Source organism: Bradyrhizobium sp. USDA 10063 (genome assembly GCF_054063735.1).
In genome coordinates, this window is record NZ_JBSSGP010000001.1 from 337,354 (window position 1) to 351,880 (window position 14,527).

The 14,527-nt window shown below is 60.6% G+C and carries 12 protein-coding genes and 1 pseudogene; 5 read left to right on the plus strand and 8 right to left on the minus strand.

The features are described 5' to 3' along the window. Nucleotides 1-26: 26 nt before the first annotated feature. A complete protein-coding gene (locus ACVJGD_RS01625) occupies nt 27-1,022 on the minus strand; it encodes a transposase (protein WP_456632719.1) in 996 nt (331 codons plus the stop codon). Nucleotides 1,023-1,069: 47 nt separating this feature from the next. Here ACVJGD_RS01625 and ACVJGD_RS01630 point away from each other — a divergent pair. Further along, nucleotides 1,070-2,105, plus strand: a protein-coding gene (locus ACVJGD_RS01630) for an IS630 family transposase (protein ID WP_456632559.1) whose coding sequence is annotated in 2 segments (ribosomal slippage) — nt 1,070-1,456 and nt 1,458-2,105 — 1,035 coding nt in all. Because the reading frame shifts where the segments join, the coding sequence is not laid out codon by codon here. Here the strand turns inward: ACVJGD_RS01630 and ACVJGD_RS01635 are convergent. Then, nucleotides 2,087-2,449, minus strand: a complete 363-nt coding sequence (locus ACVJGD_RS01635) for a transposase (protein ID WP_456632720.1) — start codon at nt 2,447-2,449, stop codon at nt 2,087-2,089. The two genes, ACVJGD_RS01630 and ACVJGD_RS01635, sit on opposite strands and share 19 nt — an antisense overlap. Before the next feature lie 54 nt (nt 2,450-2,503). On the opposite strand from ACVJGD_RS01635, the pseudogene ACVJGD_RS01640 reads away from it, so the two are divergent. From ACVJGD_RS01640 to ACVJGD_RS01655, 4 genes and pseudogenes are all read left to right on the plus strand, one after another. Further along, nucleotides 2,504-2,776, plus strand: a pseudogene (locus tag ACVJGD_RS01640) (DUF1269 domain-containing protein); the annotation flags it as partial. A 670-nt stretch (nt 2,777-3,446) separates the two neighbouring features. After that, a complete protein-coding gene (locus ACVJGD_RS01645; protein WP_456632721.1) occupies nt 3,447-4,499 on the plus strand; it encodes a patatin-like phospholipase family protein in 1,053 nt (350 codons plus the stop codon). A 4-nt stretch (nt 4,500-4,503) separates the two neighbouring features. Continuing rightward, a complete protein-coding gene (locus ACVJGD_RS01650) occupies nt 4,504-5,958 on the plus strand; it encodes a GntP family permease (protein ID WP_456632722.1) in 1,455 nt (484 codons plus the stop codon). A 368-nt stretch (nt 5,959-6,326) separates the two neighbouring features. After that, on the plus strand, nt 6,327-6,746 hold the full coding sequence (locus ACVJGD_RS01655) for a hypothetical protein (RefSeq protein ID WP_456632723.1): 420 nt from the start codon (nt 6,327-6,329) through the stop codon (nt 6,744-6,746). 658 nt (nt 6,747-7,404) lie between these two features. Here ACVJGD_RS01655 and ACVJGD_RS01660 read toward each other — a convergent pair. The 6 genes from ACVJGD_RS01660 to ACVJGD_RS01685 all read right to left on the minus strand — a co-directional run bounded on the left by ACVJGD_RS01660 (nt 7,405) and on the right by ACVJGD_RS01685 (nt 14,414). Continuing rightward, nucleotides 7,405-9,150: an oleate hydratase gene (locus tag ACVJGD_RS01660; protein ID WP_456632724.1), complete on the minus strand. Its 1,746-nt coding sequence runs from the start codon at nt 9,148-9,150 to the stop codon at nt 7,405-7,407. A gap of 40 nt (nt 9,151-9,190) precedes the next feature. Beyond that, entirely contained in the window at nt 9,191-9,949 is a 759-nt protein-coding gene (locus ACVJGD_RS01665; protein WP_456632725.1) for a glucose 1-dehydrogenase, read from the minus strand. Nucleotides 9,950-9,971: 22 nt separating this feature from the next. Beyond that, a complete protein-coding gene (locus ACVJGD_RS01670; protein ID WP_456632726.1) occupies nt 9,972-11,738 on the minus strand; it encodes an oleate hydratase in 1,767 nt (588 codons plus the stop codon). A gap of 390 nt (nt 11,739-12,128) precedes the next feature. Further along, nucleotides 12,129-12,884 carry a hypothetical protein gene (locus tag ACVJGD_RS01675; RefSeq protein ID WP_456632727.1) on the minus strand — a complete coding sequence of 252 codons (756 nt, stop codon included), beginning with the start codon at nt 12,882-12,884 and terminating at the stop codon, nt 12,129-12,131. Next, nucleotides 12,847-13,692 (minus strand): nodulate formation efficiency C protein, encoded by an 846-nt coding sequence (locus ACVJGD_RS01680; protein WP_456632728.1) that lies wholly within the window; start codon nt 13,690-13,692, stop codon nt 12,847-12,849. Before ACVJGD_RS01680 ends, ACVJGD_RS01675 begins: the two co-directional genes overlap by 38 nt. A gap of 494 nt (nt 13,693-14,186) precedes the next feature. Next, complete coding sequence (locus ACVJGD_RS01685; protein WP_456632729.1) at nt 14,187-14,414, minus strand: hypothetical protein; 228 nt, start codon at nt 14,412-14,414, stop codon at nt 14,187-14,189. Nucleotides 14,415-14,527 lie beyond the last annotated feature (113 nt).

A 14,527-nucleotide genomic window follows, 5' to 3' on the forward strand; every position in this document is an offset into this window, starting at 1 on the left:
GGCGGTTTTATCCTAATGATAGCGGCTCATGCGGCCCTCGCCAGCTTGACGAGGTTGTGAGCGGTGCAGATCAGGGCCCATTCGGCCGTCACTTTGTCGATGCCGCGCAGCAGGCATTGCCTGAAGCCTCTCGCCTGTTTGATCTGTCCGAACACGGGTTCGACGATCTGCTTACGCAAGCGGTAGCGACTTCGGTAGCCGGCGCGCTTGAGCTTGGTGCTCATCCTGGCGATCAGCGATCCGGCTCTTGAAGCCGTTTTCGCGGTGGCGGACTGGGTGCCGTGCTGCTGCCTTCCGGTGGCGATGTAGCCCGCGATGCGCCGCCGCTTGATCGTGCGAAGATTGGCGGCGGAGCAGTAGCCGGCGTCGGCCGACACTTCGTCGGGATTGGTCCCCAAATTGGCCCTGATCCCGTCGAGCAACGGCGCCAGTTGCGCCTGATCGCTGGAGGAGCTGGTCAGCGTCTGCGCCACGATGATCTGATGGGCACCATCGACCGCGGCCTGGGCGTTGTAGCCCTGGATGTAACCGTCCTTGGTCTTCAGGATGCGGCTCTCCGGGTCGGTGAAATTGCGTTGCGCCTTGCCGTCGGGCTCGGTTTGCGTCGGCGTCTTGCCGCTCTTCGTGCGGCCTTTGGCGAGGCGACGCGCCTCGGCCCGCGCCTTGCGCTCCGCCTCGGCTGCAGCCTTGGCTTCGGCCTCCAGCGCGGCCTTGGCCTCGCGGATCTTCTCAAGCCGCTGCTGCTTGTCGGCCACCCAATCGGGCATTTCGTCGCCACGCTGGGCGCCGTAGCGCTTATCCTCTTCCGCATCGGCGGCCTCGGCGGCCTTGAGCCAGCGATCGACCTCCGCTGCAAGCTCCGCTTCCCGCTTCTTCATGCGATCGTAGCTCATCGCCTTGTGCTTGGACGCGTTCGCCTTGATCTTGGTGCCGTCGAGCGCAACGTGTCCGAGCTTCACCAACCCGGCCTTCTCGGCGAGCTTCAACACCTGCACAAACAGCTCAGCCAGCGCCTTACTCATTGGTCAGAAATATAGACGACATTGCAGCGTTGGTGTATGCTATCGGCATGAAACGCGACGGCCGACTTCTTGACCACCGGACACTGGAAGAAATCCGCAGGATGGCGCTGGAACGGGTGCGCGAAGGCGAAAAGCCGAGCGCGGTCATCGGCAGCTATGGATTTCACCGCAGCGTGATTTACCGCTGGATGAACGCGGCGCAAGGTCGTGGGAAAGGCCTGCGGGCGCTGGCGTCGCGCAAAGGAACGGGACGTCCGAAGAAGTTGACGGCGGTGCAAGAGCGACAAGTGTTTCGCTGGATCAACGGCAAGAACCCGCTGCAATACGGGTTCGATTTTGGCTTGTGGACGCGGCAAATCGTGCGCGAACTGGTGGTGCGGGAATTCGGCGTGAGGCTGAGTCTGGCGTCGATCGGGGGGATGCTGGCGCGCTTGGGGATTGAGCGCGCAGAAGCCATTGCAACGCGCCTATCAGCGTGACCCGGAAGCGATCGAGCGTTGGCAGCGGGAAACCTATCCGGCCATTGCGCGGCGCGCCAAGCGGGAGAAAGCGGATGTCTATTTCTGGGATGAATCCGGTTTCCGGGCCGATGCGGTGCAAGGCACGACGTGGGGCGTGAAAGGAGAAACGCCGGTGGTGCACACGCCGGGGCAACGGCAAAGCATCGGCGCGGCGTCGGCGGTGAGCGCCAAGGGCGCGTTCTGGTTCGCTACGTACAAGGGCGCACTGTCTGGTGAGCTGTTCGTGGAACTGCTCAAGAAGCTGATGTATCGCCGCAAGAAAGCGCTGCATCTGATTGTGGACGGGCTGCCCGCGCACAAGAAGGCGGTGGTCAAGGACTACGTGGCGAGCACGCAGGGAAAGCTGACGCTGCACTTTCTTCCGGGATATGCCCCGGATTTGAATCCGGACGAGCTCGTATGGAGCCATGCCAAGCGCACTGGCAATGCACGCCGGCCGCTGCGCGCAGGCGAGAAATTGGAAGACCGGGTCCGCACCCAGCTCGCCGACATCGGCAACAGACCAGCTCTGGTGCGTTCCTTCTTCAAGCATCCAGATGTCGCCTATATTTCTGACCTATGAGTAAGGTGCCGCCGCCGGAACTCCGAGATCGTGCGGAAGTCCGGCGGGTCGCCTGCCACGATCATCATGAAATCCGCCCGCTCCACCGTCGCCCTGGCGATCCGCCGCGACGAGTAGATGCCGCTCGCATAGCCGTGCAGAAGCAGCGCCGTCATCATCCGCGGATCAAACGGCGGCTGACCCAGCCCACGCCGGTAGCTGCCCAGGATCGCCGATAGATCAAGGCTTTCCCTGACCAGCGACACGATCAACCGCGAAACGTGGTCTTGCGGCACATAATCCTGCACGCTCGGCGGCAGAAGCTGGGCCTCATCGATCTTCCAGGGGCGAAATTCCGTGCTCATGGCTACGTAACGAATCAGACTCGCACCCTCTTGACCAGTCACTACTCAGACAGGCTCCTAGGCGTGGCTCTCGGAGCCGGCGCAGGCGCACTGAGCGGCGCGCTGACCGATTTCGGGATCAGAGACCAGTTCATGAAGGATCTCGCGTCGAAGGTAAGATCGGGCGATGCCGTCCTCTTCCTGCTGATCCAGTCTATGACGTCAGACAAGGTTCTCAATGCGATTAAGGATGCGGGAGGGATTGTCCTGACAACCTCGCTCGATGAAAAGAGAGAGCAGCACCTGCGCGATGCTCTCGCAGCCGCAACTCAGGCCAAGCCTGCCTAGCCAGTGAGCCAAAACCTGGCGCCAGCGTCAAAGCGTCGCCGAGAACGGTAGTAGCTGCGCTGTCACGGCAGTCGCTGTGGCAGCGGAATACGCTACAGTTTTGCGTAGGGATCGGTGCGCAACGGCATCGGTCCCTGGGCGGGATCGCCCGCGAAGGAGGCCGGCTGCAGCCATGCGGCTCCGCGACCGCTCAGCCGGGCTCTCTTCCGCGCTATCAAAAGCCGGGAGAAAATCATGCGCAGGCAGATTGCTTCTATGGGGGCTCGCACTTGGGATTGCTTCGGCAGGGATTACGGCGACCAGCGGTCGCTCGCAAGCCGGCCTTATGGCGCCGCTGGGCGTGCGTCAGGCCGCCGACGAGCTTCGTGCGGAAACTGTCCAGTTCACGTGGAGGGGCCATCGCTATTGTTGGTACAATAGGGGATGGCGCGGTGGCGGCTGGTATCGGTGTGGTTTTGCTTCGAGGCGCGGCATGGGCTGGGGTGGTCCGGCGGGATGGCACGGATGGCGACGGCCAGGCCACCGCCCGGTCACTCGGCCTCCGAGGCCAGGTCGGCCAGGAATCGAGCGTCCGCGACCACTCCCGCAACCGTTCTCTGGCAGGAGCTGACGACATCTTTTTTGTATGTCGTTCGCCGGCCGCGACGTGGCACGCCAGTCGGAGCCCGCCATGGCCTTGAAGGAGCCGCAAAAACGCGCGGGCCAAGCGCGCGATGCCGTGCTGATCGATCTCGCGCTGCAGGGCGGTGGATCGCACGGCGCTTTTACCTGGGGGGTGCTCGATCGGCTCATGGATGAGCCGTGGCTGCGCATCGAGGCGATATCGGGCACCTCGGCCGGCGCGATGAACGCCGTCGTGCTGGCGGGCGGTCTTATGACCAACGGCCGGGCCGGCGCCAAGTCTGCATTGGAGGCCTTCTGGCGGCGGGTCGCTGACTCAGCGCGGTTCAGTCTCATTCGGCGAAGTCCGCTGGACGTCATCCTCGGTCGCTGGACCCTTGATACGTCGCCCTTCTATCTCGCCTTCGATCTGGCGAGCCGCGTGTTCTCGCCGTACGACCTCAATCTTGCCGGCACAAACCCTTTGCACCAGGTCCTCGCCGAGTCGGTCGATTTTCGACAAATCGCGAACTCCCCGATCCGCTTGTTCGTGACGGCGACCAACGTTCATACCGGCCGCGGGCGTGTGTTTCGCAACGCCGAGCTTTCACCCGACGTTCTGCTCGCTTCGGCCTGCTTGCCGACCCTGTTCCGCGCGATAGAGATCGATGGCGAGCCCTATTGGGATGGCGGCTACTCCGGGAACCCGACGATCACGCCGCTCGTACGCGAGTGTGACTCGCATGACACGCTTCTCGTCGCGGTCAATCCGGTCGAGCGACCCGGGACACCGCGCTCCGCGCGCGAGATCCTCGATCGGTTGAACGAGATTGCGTTCAACGCCACGCTGCTCAAGGAGTTGCGCATGATCGCGCTGCTGCGGCAGGTCGCGGACGCCGGGAGTTCCGAGGGGCGCAAATGGGCCGAGATGCGCATCCATCTGATCGCGAGCAAGGTTCTGGCCGGGCTGGGCGTCTCGTCAAAGCTCAATGCCGAGTGGGACTTTCTCTGCATGCTGCGCGACGAAGGCCGCCGTGCCGCGGAGGCATTCCTCGCCGCGAACGACCAGAATATCGGCAGGCGTTCCTCGATGGATTTGGATTTGCTCTTGCAGCAGGTTTGACGCCATGGGCCTCGTCGGGATCCTGGTTGCCCTTGGCCTGCTCATCTGGCTCTCGTTCCGCGGATGGAGCGTGCTCCTGCTGGCGCCGGCTGCCGCGATCGTCGCTGCGGCTTTCGCCGAAGAGCCCTTGCTTGCCCATTGGACGCAGACTTTCATGGGCGGCGCTGCGCAGTTCATCGCGCAATTCTTCCCAATATTTCTGCTCGGTGCGCTGTTCGGCAAGCTGATGGACGACAGCGGATCGGTCCACGCGATCGCTCATTTCATGAGCACCAAGCTCGGGGCGCGTCGCGCGATCCTTGCCGTGGTGCTTGCCGGCGCGGTCGTCACCTACGGCGGGGTAAGCCTTTTCGTCGCCTTTTTCGTTTTGGCGCCTATGGCACGGGAAATGTTTCGCGTCGCGAACATCCCGCATCGGCTCATGCCGGCCACCATCGCTCTGGGCACCTCTACATTCACGATGTCAGCAATGCCCGGAACGCCCGCGATTCAAAATACGATTCCGATGCCGTTCTTCGGAACCACGCCGTTTGCCGCGCCCGGATTGGGCATCGTCGCTGCGGCGATCATGCTTGCATTTGGGCTCTGGTGGCTCCGCCGCGCCGAGGGATCGGCACGCAAGGCCGGTGAAGGCTATGGCGGAGACGCAGAGCTCGTCAGCGGAGCGGTCGCTGACGATCAGTTCATCCGCGAGCGCGCGACATCGTCCCACGAGTTCGATCCGGCCGAAATAACGCATGGCAAGCGCGGCGACGTGCCGCCACCGATCGGCACGGCGATCATCCCGCTTCTCGTGGTCGTGGGCGTGAACCTGCTGATGTCGCTCCTGATCTTGCCACGGCTCGATTTCTCGTTCCTCGCGCAGGAGCGTTGGGGCGGGACATCCCTTGCCGGCGTCGCCGGCGTGTGGTCGGTCGCAGTCGCTCTCGCCGCCGCCACGGCGACGCTCATCGCGCTCAATCGAGCCCGTCTGACGGATCTAAGGGCGAGCATGGATGCCGGCGCAAACGCCTCGGTGCTCCCCATTTTCAGCGTGGCGAGCCTCGTCGGCTTTGGAGCCGTCGTCGCTGCGCTACCGGCCTTTGTGTCGGTGCGCGACTGGGTACTGTCGATCTCCGGCGGTCCTATCGTCTCTCTCGCCATCGCGATAAACGTTCTTGCTGCCTTGACCGGATCGGCCTCCGGCGGATTGACCATTGCGCTCGATGCCCTTGGTAATACTTACCTGCAGATTGCCCAGACGTCTCACATTGACCCGGCGCTCATGCATCGCATTGCCGTGATCGGTTCCGGCACCCTCGATAGCCTACCGCATAACGGTGCCGTCGTGACGCTGCTTGCGGTCTGCGGTTCGACCCATAGCAAGAGCTACTTCGATATAGTGATGGCCAATATCGTTGGGCCGATCATCGCCCTGGCCCTCGCCATTCTTTTGGGTTCGATGATCGGATCATTCTAGGAGGGACGACGAGGAAGCTATCGACGCGATCTTGTCCGCCGTAAGGGCCGACTTCGAACTCGTGAGCCGTTGTTGAAGGCCTGATTGGCCTGTACCGACGTGCGACCTTACCGCCTCGGGCAGCGCCAGCGATCTACGCATAGCCGGCGCCCATCAGAGGTTACCGCGGTTCTCAGCCTCTGAGCCGGAGACGGGTGAACATTCCGGCAAATGGCGCGCAGAGTGCGCAATTTGCAGTGTGATCACGCGCTACCAAATGAGGTAGGTATGACATGTTGGCGGTTGTGGTAGCTTCTCAAGGTTGATGATCGAAGCTGAGAAGCGAACAACTCAGCTCGTTACAATCCCCTTAGGCTAGGAGACGTCGAATGACCGCGAATATAACCGAAGACGAGAAACGCGACCGGCGGGCACGTCCAGAGCCCGGACCGGTCCAGGCATCGGGCGCCGCCGCCGGTGGCTTTAGAGAACATGCGGCGGCGGCGGCAGCAGCGGCATCACGCATTCCACTAATTTTTCCGGAATGGGAAAAATCGATCGAAGCGACAAGGCATCTGTTCGCTACGGCACTGAAGGACGGATTAAGTTTCGCTGCTTCCTCTCTGCACGACCAGGCCAACCTTCTGAGAAATCTTGCCGACTCCAAGACTCCCTCAGAGCTACTGAAGTGCCACCTGGACTTCGCGGAGAAATTCTGGTCGAAGTCGTTCAGCCAAGGCTCGAAGATATTGGATCATCTCAAACCACAGCCACCATCTGCGGCAAGCCAAGCAATCCACCGAGCTTGAAACAAGGGCCCGACCGCATTCTGCTTAATCCGGGGCCGCACGTCGGCGGTCGGCGACGTTGTTGATACTGCATTCGGCGCGACCTGAGAACACCTACTTCCGCCACCTGCTCTATATGAAGCTCAGACGGCACATCGAACGTGACCATCAAGCAGCGGTCGGCCGCCAGCATTATGCGAGGACGCGATTGTTGCGGCTTCCATTACCACATCACGTCATGCATCGCGGCCCGAAGGAGGACGATTCCGCCCTCCCGATCTCATCGGCCGGCGCCTGAAAAAACTTAACCTTCTCAGAAATCAAAGCTCCCTGCGCTCCCGCTCAGAACCGAGCGTCATGCCGAATTCGGTCACTACCATGCAGCGGCACCTTAAGAGCGTGTTGGCTGGACGTCTGGTAGATGCCCGAGTTGCGCAATCCGAATCGAGACCCATGCGTCCGATCTGTGACGCCTCTAGAACCGGTTCTCATGTCTGATTTGACAGGATGGCAGCTTCGCGTGCGCCGTCATGTGCAATGTCACGAGTGTGCCGCTTTCGACTCTCGAAGGAGTCGCCCCTTGCAATTCACGCTCGTGCGAGCAGTGGAGAACAGAGCTCTCCAGCTGCACCAGACAGACGACCGCAGAAGGCCCCGCTCACTCGGAGATCGATGATGTTCATTGAGCAGTTTTGCCGGGATTTGTAGCGCCGATATTCTTTAGAATTAGCTCACGCAAGAACGCCGGTCCGGGGATTCGGCCTTCCTTGCCGTCGCGCAATCTGCCGATTGCCGCAAGCAGCTTGCGGATATCATAGGTCGAATTGAACACCTCCGGAACAGCGCGTTCGACGTTCAGGAGCGTGTAGACGGCCTCCATCGCCGTGCGAACTGAGTATTCAGTCGTGAAGATGCAATCGCGCTCCGCCGACTCGGCAAACTGGCCGATGAAGGCAAAATTGACAGCGCCTTTGGGCACAACATTTGGTCGATCACCCGCCTGCCGCGGCATGAAGAAGGAGGTGACGTAGGGCATCATCACCGGCACTGTCCTTGCGGCCGTCGCGGCGAGTCCCCGTATGTCATCGACCGGCACGCCGAGGTGATACAGCCATTCCTGCGTGATTTCCTCACCCGTACAATCTTGCATCGGTTTGTTCACGTAATCGCCAGGTCTGTCGACGAAAAGTGAATAGACCCAGACGACGATCTGGTCACTGGGCTGGTGCTTGAAATGCGGCTGGCGGTTTACGGTCCAACTGAGCAGCCAGCTGGAGTCCTTCGCCGTGACGATCCCTCCCGTGACAACCTTTCCGCTGAACGGATCGCGTTTCGCGATCTTGCGGATGTATGCCGGAATGCGCGCGTCTAGAGTCGTGATCGTCGCCGATTCCCATTTGGTTGCAGGGATATTGCCGCCGAAGACGTCCGGGCGGCCGAAAGCCGCGTCCTTGGCCGCAATACGCCGCCACAGATCCCAAGCAGGTGCCGGGCCTTCGTCGAGCCTGGAGGGCGTGTGATGGTCTCCCTTGTCCGAGTTTTCGGTGAGCGACCCGATCGTTATGAATACAAGATCGTCGACGCCAAGGCCGATACCGCCGGCGACGCCATCCTCCAGCCAGTGGATGGCCGTGGCCTGCTTGCATCCGGCCTTTGAGTCGAAATCGACATCGGTGACTTCGACGTCGTAGCGGAAGTTGACGCCCTGCTCCAACAGCCATTTGCACAACGGTAGAACCAGCGATTCATACTGATTGTACCTGGTAAACTTCAGCGCGCTGAAATCCGGCAGGCCCCCGATATGGTGGATGAACCGATGCAGATAAAGCTTCATTTCCAGGGCGGAATGCCATTCCTCAAAGGCGAACATCGTCCGCCAATAGAGCCAAAAATTGCTGCAGAAAAACTCCTTCCCGAACACTTCGTCGATGCGCTTGTTCTCCATCTCCTCACGGGCGGCAAGAAAGACGGCAATCAATTCCTTCTGCGCCTCTTCGCTCAGAGTAAAGAGGCCGTCGGTGCGCGCATCCTGTCCCTGGTTCACTGTCGCCCGCTGTAGCGAGTAGTTCGGATCATCCTTGTTCAACCAGTAGAACTCGTCGAGCACGCTGGCACCTTCGATTTCCAGCGAGGGGATCGACCGGAATAGGTCCCAAAGGCACTCGAAATGATCCTCCATCTCGCGGCCGCCCCGAATCACGAAGCCCCTTCCCAGGTCCTGGTTACCGTCGAGCGCCCCACCGGGGATCTTCAGCCGTTCGAGGATGGTGATGCGGTCGCCACGCATATGGCCATCGCGGATCAGGAAGGCCGCGCCGGAAAGCGCTGCCAGGCCCGCACCGACGAACCACGCCGTCTTGTTGTCCACACCTTCGGGTTTGCGGGGGCGGGCAAAGGCTTCGTAGTTTCCGCTACCGTAATACATGGAACATTCCGTCCGATTGGATCGACAATCCTTGGGCCCATTAAAAGGTGTTCTCGGGCGCCAGGCATTTGCGTGGGACGCCGACCGTCAGACCGCCATCGATCACGATCTCGGAACCGGTAAGGTAGCTGGACTCGTCGCTGAGTAGAAACAAAACTACCTGCGACACTTCCTGAGGCTCGGCTGCCCGCCCGAGTGGAACGGGGAAAAGGGAGGACTGGAAGCTCTCGGTCATCGGGGTGGCAATGAAGCCGGGATGGATCGAGTTGATGCGAACTCCCGAGGCCGCCGCTTCCAGCGCAGCGGACTTCGTTATGCCCCGCACGCCGAACTTGGAAGCGACATAGGCGTGGAGTCCGGCGCTGCCCCGCAGCCCCTCGACGGACGAGACGTTGACGATCGAACCTCCGCCCGCGCGCCTGATGGCCGGCAGGGCCGCCTGCATTCCGAGGAATACACCGGTCAGATTGACGGCGAGGGTCTTGTTCCACTGATCGAGCGGAAACTGCTCGATAGAGGCCATGTTGGCGATCCCCGCATTGTTGACCAGCCCGTGGAGCGCGCCGAAGCGTAGCTCGGCGTTTGCGACTGCCTCGGCCCACTCCTTCGGCTGGGTAACGTCCTGAGGGACATAGACGGCCGATCCGCCAAGTTGAGCCGCGAGAGCCTCTCCTTCTATATGAAGAATATCAGTGACGACGACCCTGGCCCCCTCGGCCACCAGCAGGCGCGCATGAGCCGCACCCATCCCGCGAGCCCCGCCGGTTACCAGGATGACCTTGTCTTTCACACGTCCCATGATCCTTGCCTCGTGCCGTTGTTCAATGGCGGTGCAGCGTCTTCCAGGCGTCGAAGAGGACGCGGGGATCATGCTGGCCCTTATAAAAGGGTGAGACCGGACGCTGCACGTCGAGTAGGCCAAAAACGGCGGTTTGTGCCGCGCGCACGGAATATTCGACGGTAAAGACAACGTCGTCGGGAATCTCGCAGAACTGGCCGATGAAGGCGAGGTTTCGCGAGCCCTTCGGGATGACCTTCGGCCGGTCGGTCTCGACGCGCGGCATGAACTGGGCGGTAATGTAAGGCATCATCGCCGTTACGATGCGCGAAGTCTCGAGAACGTGCGGAATGCTCTTTGTGAACCGCAGGTGCGAAAGCAATTCAATGAGAATTTCACGCCCTGTGCACTCCGACATGGGCTTATGCACGAAGTTGCCCGGCCGGTCCGGAAAGAGCCCATAGCCCCACCACACCCAGACATTCTCTGGCTGTTCGTAAAAATGCGGTTGACGATTAAGGACAACGGTTATGAGCCAATTGGAATCTTTGATCGTTACCAGCCCCCCCTTGCCGGCTCGACTGCCCGAGAAGGTTTCAAGGCGGTCGAAGAAGCTCGAGTCGTCCGCGGTGACTGTGAACGACTCCCATTTGGATTGATCAATCTTGGAAGTGAAGGCGGCGGGGCGACCGAAATCTGGACTCTTGGCAGCCAAGCGCTCCCAAAGTTTCCAAGAGCCTCCGTTTCGCTCGGTATTTAGCCCCGGAACCGTGTCCATCGAACCGTAGCTGGTATCGGATGTCATTGATCCGTTGGTCACGAACACAAGATCCCGGTCAGCCAGACTGATGACGCGATCTTCGCCGTCCTGGCGATAGCGCAAACGCGTCGCCGTCGTCTGTGGGCCTTCGATCGCAACGTCAATATCGGTCACCTCCGCCCCCATCTCGAGCCGCACGCCCCGGGCCTTCAACCAGGCAACGATCGGACGGACCATGGCGTCGAACTGGTTGAACTGGGTACGGTAGATTCCCGCCATGGTGTCGATCGTCGAGAACAGGTGGAGGAAGCGCAGACAGTAGCGCTTGAACTCGACCGCACTGTGCCAAGGCGCAAACGCAAAGGTCGTGGACCAAATGAGCCAGAAATTGCTGCGGAAGAAATGGGGTTTGAACCAGTCCTGGATCGTCCTGACGGCGAGCACCGATTCTGGAGCCGCGCAAAGCGCGATCAGGTCGAGCCGATCTCTCTCACTGAAACCCAGGTCGGACACGTCGACGATCTGACCAGCCGAAACCAAGCGCGCCTTGTCGTTCCAGAAGAACTCCTGATGGAACTCCATCAGTTCGTCCTTCGCCGATATGCGCGGGTCGGCAATCGAGGGAATGAAGGACAACAAGTCGTAGGTGCAGTTGAACTTCTCCTCGAACATGCGCCCGCCGCGCATGACATATCCATCCTTCGGATTGCCATGTGCGTCGAGGCTTCCGCCAAACTGCTCCATCTGCTCAAATAGGACGATATTCGGGCCCGATAGCCCACCCTCCTTGACAAGGTAGGCCGCTGCGGCCAAGGCGGCGATGCCTGTTCCGACCAAATAGGCGTTGCGATGAGCCGCCGGCTTCGGTGGATCTAGGCGGGAAACGAGAGAAGCAGAACACATAAAATTCTCCGGCATGTAGCGGTTGGAAATACTGATTCTATGCAATCGGCGCGCCGATGGCGGCGCGTGCGAAAATACGATCGCGAACCACAGCTCCCGGGACTGCATAATTGGCAAGCGCCGAAGCCCTTCGAAATGCGCCGCCACATGCAGTCGCCGTCGGGCGCCTGACCAGAAGCAGCAATAGCGCCGCGTTGATCGGGATCGATCAAGTCATACCAGCAGCGGCCGCGCAAAGAACTGATTGCGGGCCCTTCCTGAAGACGGAATGCGAGCGGCGTCGTGTCAGGTTTCCAACCATCACCGTCTTCAACCAGACAAGACAGAAAGCAATTGGACAACACGGAACTTGAGATGCTGCCGGTCGTCGCTTTTTCCGAACTCGACCATACGGCAGCACGCAGATGCCAGGGCGACCTTACAAGGTGCTTGGTCACCGACCGCGTCGAGTTCGAGCGCAAGCACGTCCCTTTCCCCGCCGCCTCGCTAAAGTCTTTCGGGATGGCGCGGCAGTCTTCGAATGGAGCCCGTGGGCCTTCATTTCGTTTGCAAGGCGCTCCAAACTCTGAGACTCCGGGCTGTGAGGCTGGCACTGGCCAGCTCTCTCCAAGACTTCCGCACCTCCATCCAACGGCCCTTTCGAGCGGGCAGGGTATCGAGCATTTTCTCGGCAATCGGTGCAAGGCGCGCGGCTTCCGAGTTCGGGACGTCCTTGGCATCTTCGAGAATTTCAAGAGCGGTCGTTTCGGACCGCCTCCACCCCGACTCGGTGAACCTGCTCTCCGCGAAATACTCAAAACAGGTCCGGAACGTCAAAGCGCGGCCGATGATCGTATGGGCTGGCAATCCCGCCTCACTCAGCCACCTCCGAAGACAGTCACACCACTCTCGGCTGCTGAGGTCGAGAAGGTCCGCACCTTCGAAGACCAAAAGCGCCGCCATGCCAGCGATCTCGCATTGCACCTCGTCGTCCTGTTTTTCGAACCAGTCCCGGATTGCATGCAATGGCGTCACCGGCCGATTCACAACCGATACCTGTGCCATGCCGGCGCGATGGAACAGAACCACGTTTTCCAGCGGTGGCATGCGCGGCCACGGCCTCCCCTCCGCGTCCCACAAGACCCAGCGCTCGGCGATCTTCTTTGCCTCTTCGGGCGACCTGCTTCGCCAAAGCTCCTTGAGCGCCTCATTGACATAATATGAGACGTCAGCTTTCAGACCGCATGTACGTGCTATCGCCGCGAGACGACCGGCGTCAATGAGCCGCGCCGCGAAATTGTTCTCCGCGTTCATTTGCCGAGGCCTTTCGCGCCCTTTCTAGCGCGTCCCGTTCATCCGGCTCAATGTGATCAAACCAAGAGCCCGGGGGAAATGTCGCAATACGCTTGGCAAGGAAGGATTGCGGCTCCCACTCTTGTCCCTCGCGCTTCTCGAAGGTGATGCCCCCCTTGCGGGTAAAATAACGGGGTCCCGGAATATTGCAGTTCACCAAAAGCAGCACGCGCCACAGATCACCTTTCGTGGCCTGATTCTCGTCCACCTTCGGCAAGTAATCCACGCTAACAGGTTCAACGATCGTGCAACGGCCGTGCCCGAGGAGATTACCCAGCTTGCCTTGCGCGGTCGTGACGAAGTTGAAATTGGTCGGATCATACAGAAAGCGAAGGTTCACGTTCTTTTCGCCGTCAGCGACTTCACCGGCAATCAATGAGAGCGCGAAGGCCCGCCAGCTCAATTCCATCGGCTTCGCATACGTCGACGCAATCTTAATCGCTCCGTCCGGCCTGACCTTCCAGGTGATAACGTATTCTTCGAGTGATCTGTGGTGGCGGTGCCTAGTCCACGAAAGAAAGACATACTCAGATTGATCAATTGCTCCCGCAACTCCCCACGTTCGTGGGACGAAGTGCGCCACCTTCGCGACCCTGGAAATAATTTGTTCTACTGTCTCGCCGTCTTGTGCTCGCCACATCGACTTGACCTTGTCGACAAGTGGATTGTCGTCGGCGCGAACACTGTTGCTCGTGGCGGCCTCAGCCAGGCAGATCAGCAGCAGGCCGAGACAGAACCAAAGCACGCGTCTTCCAACCATTTTGTTCATAAGTCTGCCCATCCGCTCTTGTCGACACGACAATTCTAAAGCGGACCAACCGCCGAATGCGCTATTCGCGAAAAATAGAAGTTAGCGGCGACGTGACGCAGGTGCCCGCCAGTGTCGCGCACGAGCAGGCGCCGTCCCCCGTCTATGTCACGCGCCGCTAACCTCGGGGGCCAGCCACAGCCTCAACTTGCGATGGTGGCCATGCCCAAGGGAGGGCACCCCGGGCATATCGAGGGTCTGCATTCTTCGTGCCAGGCAATGGCCGGCAGTTCGCACCATGTTTGTGTTGGCCTTGTCTGCTTTCCGACTTGTGCACGTCTTAATGTTTGCACCTAGGGCCTATCCAGAACCGACTTCATGTCGATCGTTGTCGGCCTCGCAATCATCGACAGCGCAAGCGAACGTCTTGCTGCCAGTTCCGACACGGATGAAACGCCCCTAGCTTACCGTCATCGCCGTTGTTTGAGTCGGCGCTGTTGCAGTAAGGTTGATGCTCAAGCCCGGCCGCGCTTTTGCACGCATGCGACCAAGGCTTCCAAGGCGGCGACTTGGCGCTCCTGGAGCCTGAGGGCGGCATCGGCCAGCTGTGCTTGGCACTCTACAGCCGCGACGATGCGGCGCCGCTCTTCAGGGCGAAGCGCTTCGACGTCGCGCGTTCGGACCTCTGCACGCGCAATGGCGCGTATCAGCCTGCCGTCCATCTCCTCGCCTTCGCTATTCATGATTGGAGGCCTGCGCTTCCACGCCATCGCGTCGGTTCTCGAGCGGAGGATGGGCCTCGAGTCGCTCAGCGCCGATCCGTGCTGCTCAACAATTTCGTGAGCATCTGCCTGAT

Bases quoted from the DNA above. Each gene is read 5' to 3' on its own strand.
- ACVJGD_RS01685 (WP_456632729.1), bottom strand. From the start codon at position 14,414: ATGAATAGCGAAGGCGAGGAGATGGACGGCAGGCTGATACGCGCCATT.
- ACVJGD_RS01675 (WP_456632727.1), bottom strand. From the start codon at position 12,884: ATGAACGCGGAGAACAATTTCGCGGCGCGGCTCATTGACGCCGGTCGT.
- ACVJGD_RS01625 (WP_456632719.1), bottom strand. From the start codon at position 1,022: ATGAGTAAGGCGCTGGCTGAGCTGTTTGTGCAGGTGTTGAAGCTCGCC.
- ACVJGD_RS01645 (WP_456632721.1), top strand. From the start codon at position 3,447: ATGGCCTTGAAGGAGCCGCAAAAACGCGCGGGCCAAGCGCGCGATGCC.
- ACVJGD_RS01635 (WP_456632720.1), bottom strand. From the start codon at position 2,449: ATGAGCACGGAATTTCGCCCCTGGAAGATCGATGAGGCCCAGCTTCTG.
- ACVJGD_RS01650 (WP_456632722.1), top strand. From the start codon at position 4,504: ATGGGCCTCGTCGGGATCCTGGTTGCCCTTGGCCTGCTCATCTGGCTC.
- ACVJGD_RS01655 (WP_456632723.1), top strand. From the start codon at position 6,327: ATGACCGCGAATATAACCGAAGACGAGAAACGCGACCGGCGGGCACGT.
- ACVJGD_RS01680 (WP_456632728.1), bottom strand. From the start codon at position 13,692: ATGAACAAAATGGTTGGAAGACGCGTGCTTTGGTTCTGTCTCGGCCTG.
- ACVJGD_RS01665 (WP_456632725.1), bottom strand. From the start codon at position 9,949: ATGGGACGTGTGAAAGACAAGGTCATCCTGGTAACCGGCGGGGCTCGC.
- ACVJGD_RS01660 (WP_456632724.1), bottom strand. From the start codon at position 9,150: ATGTATTACGGTAGCGGAAACTACGAAGCCTTTGCCCGCCCCCGCAAA.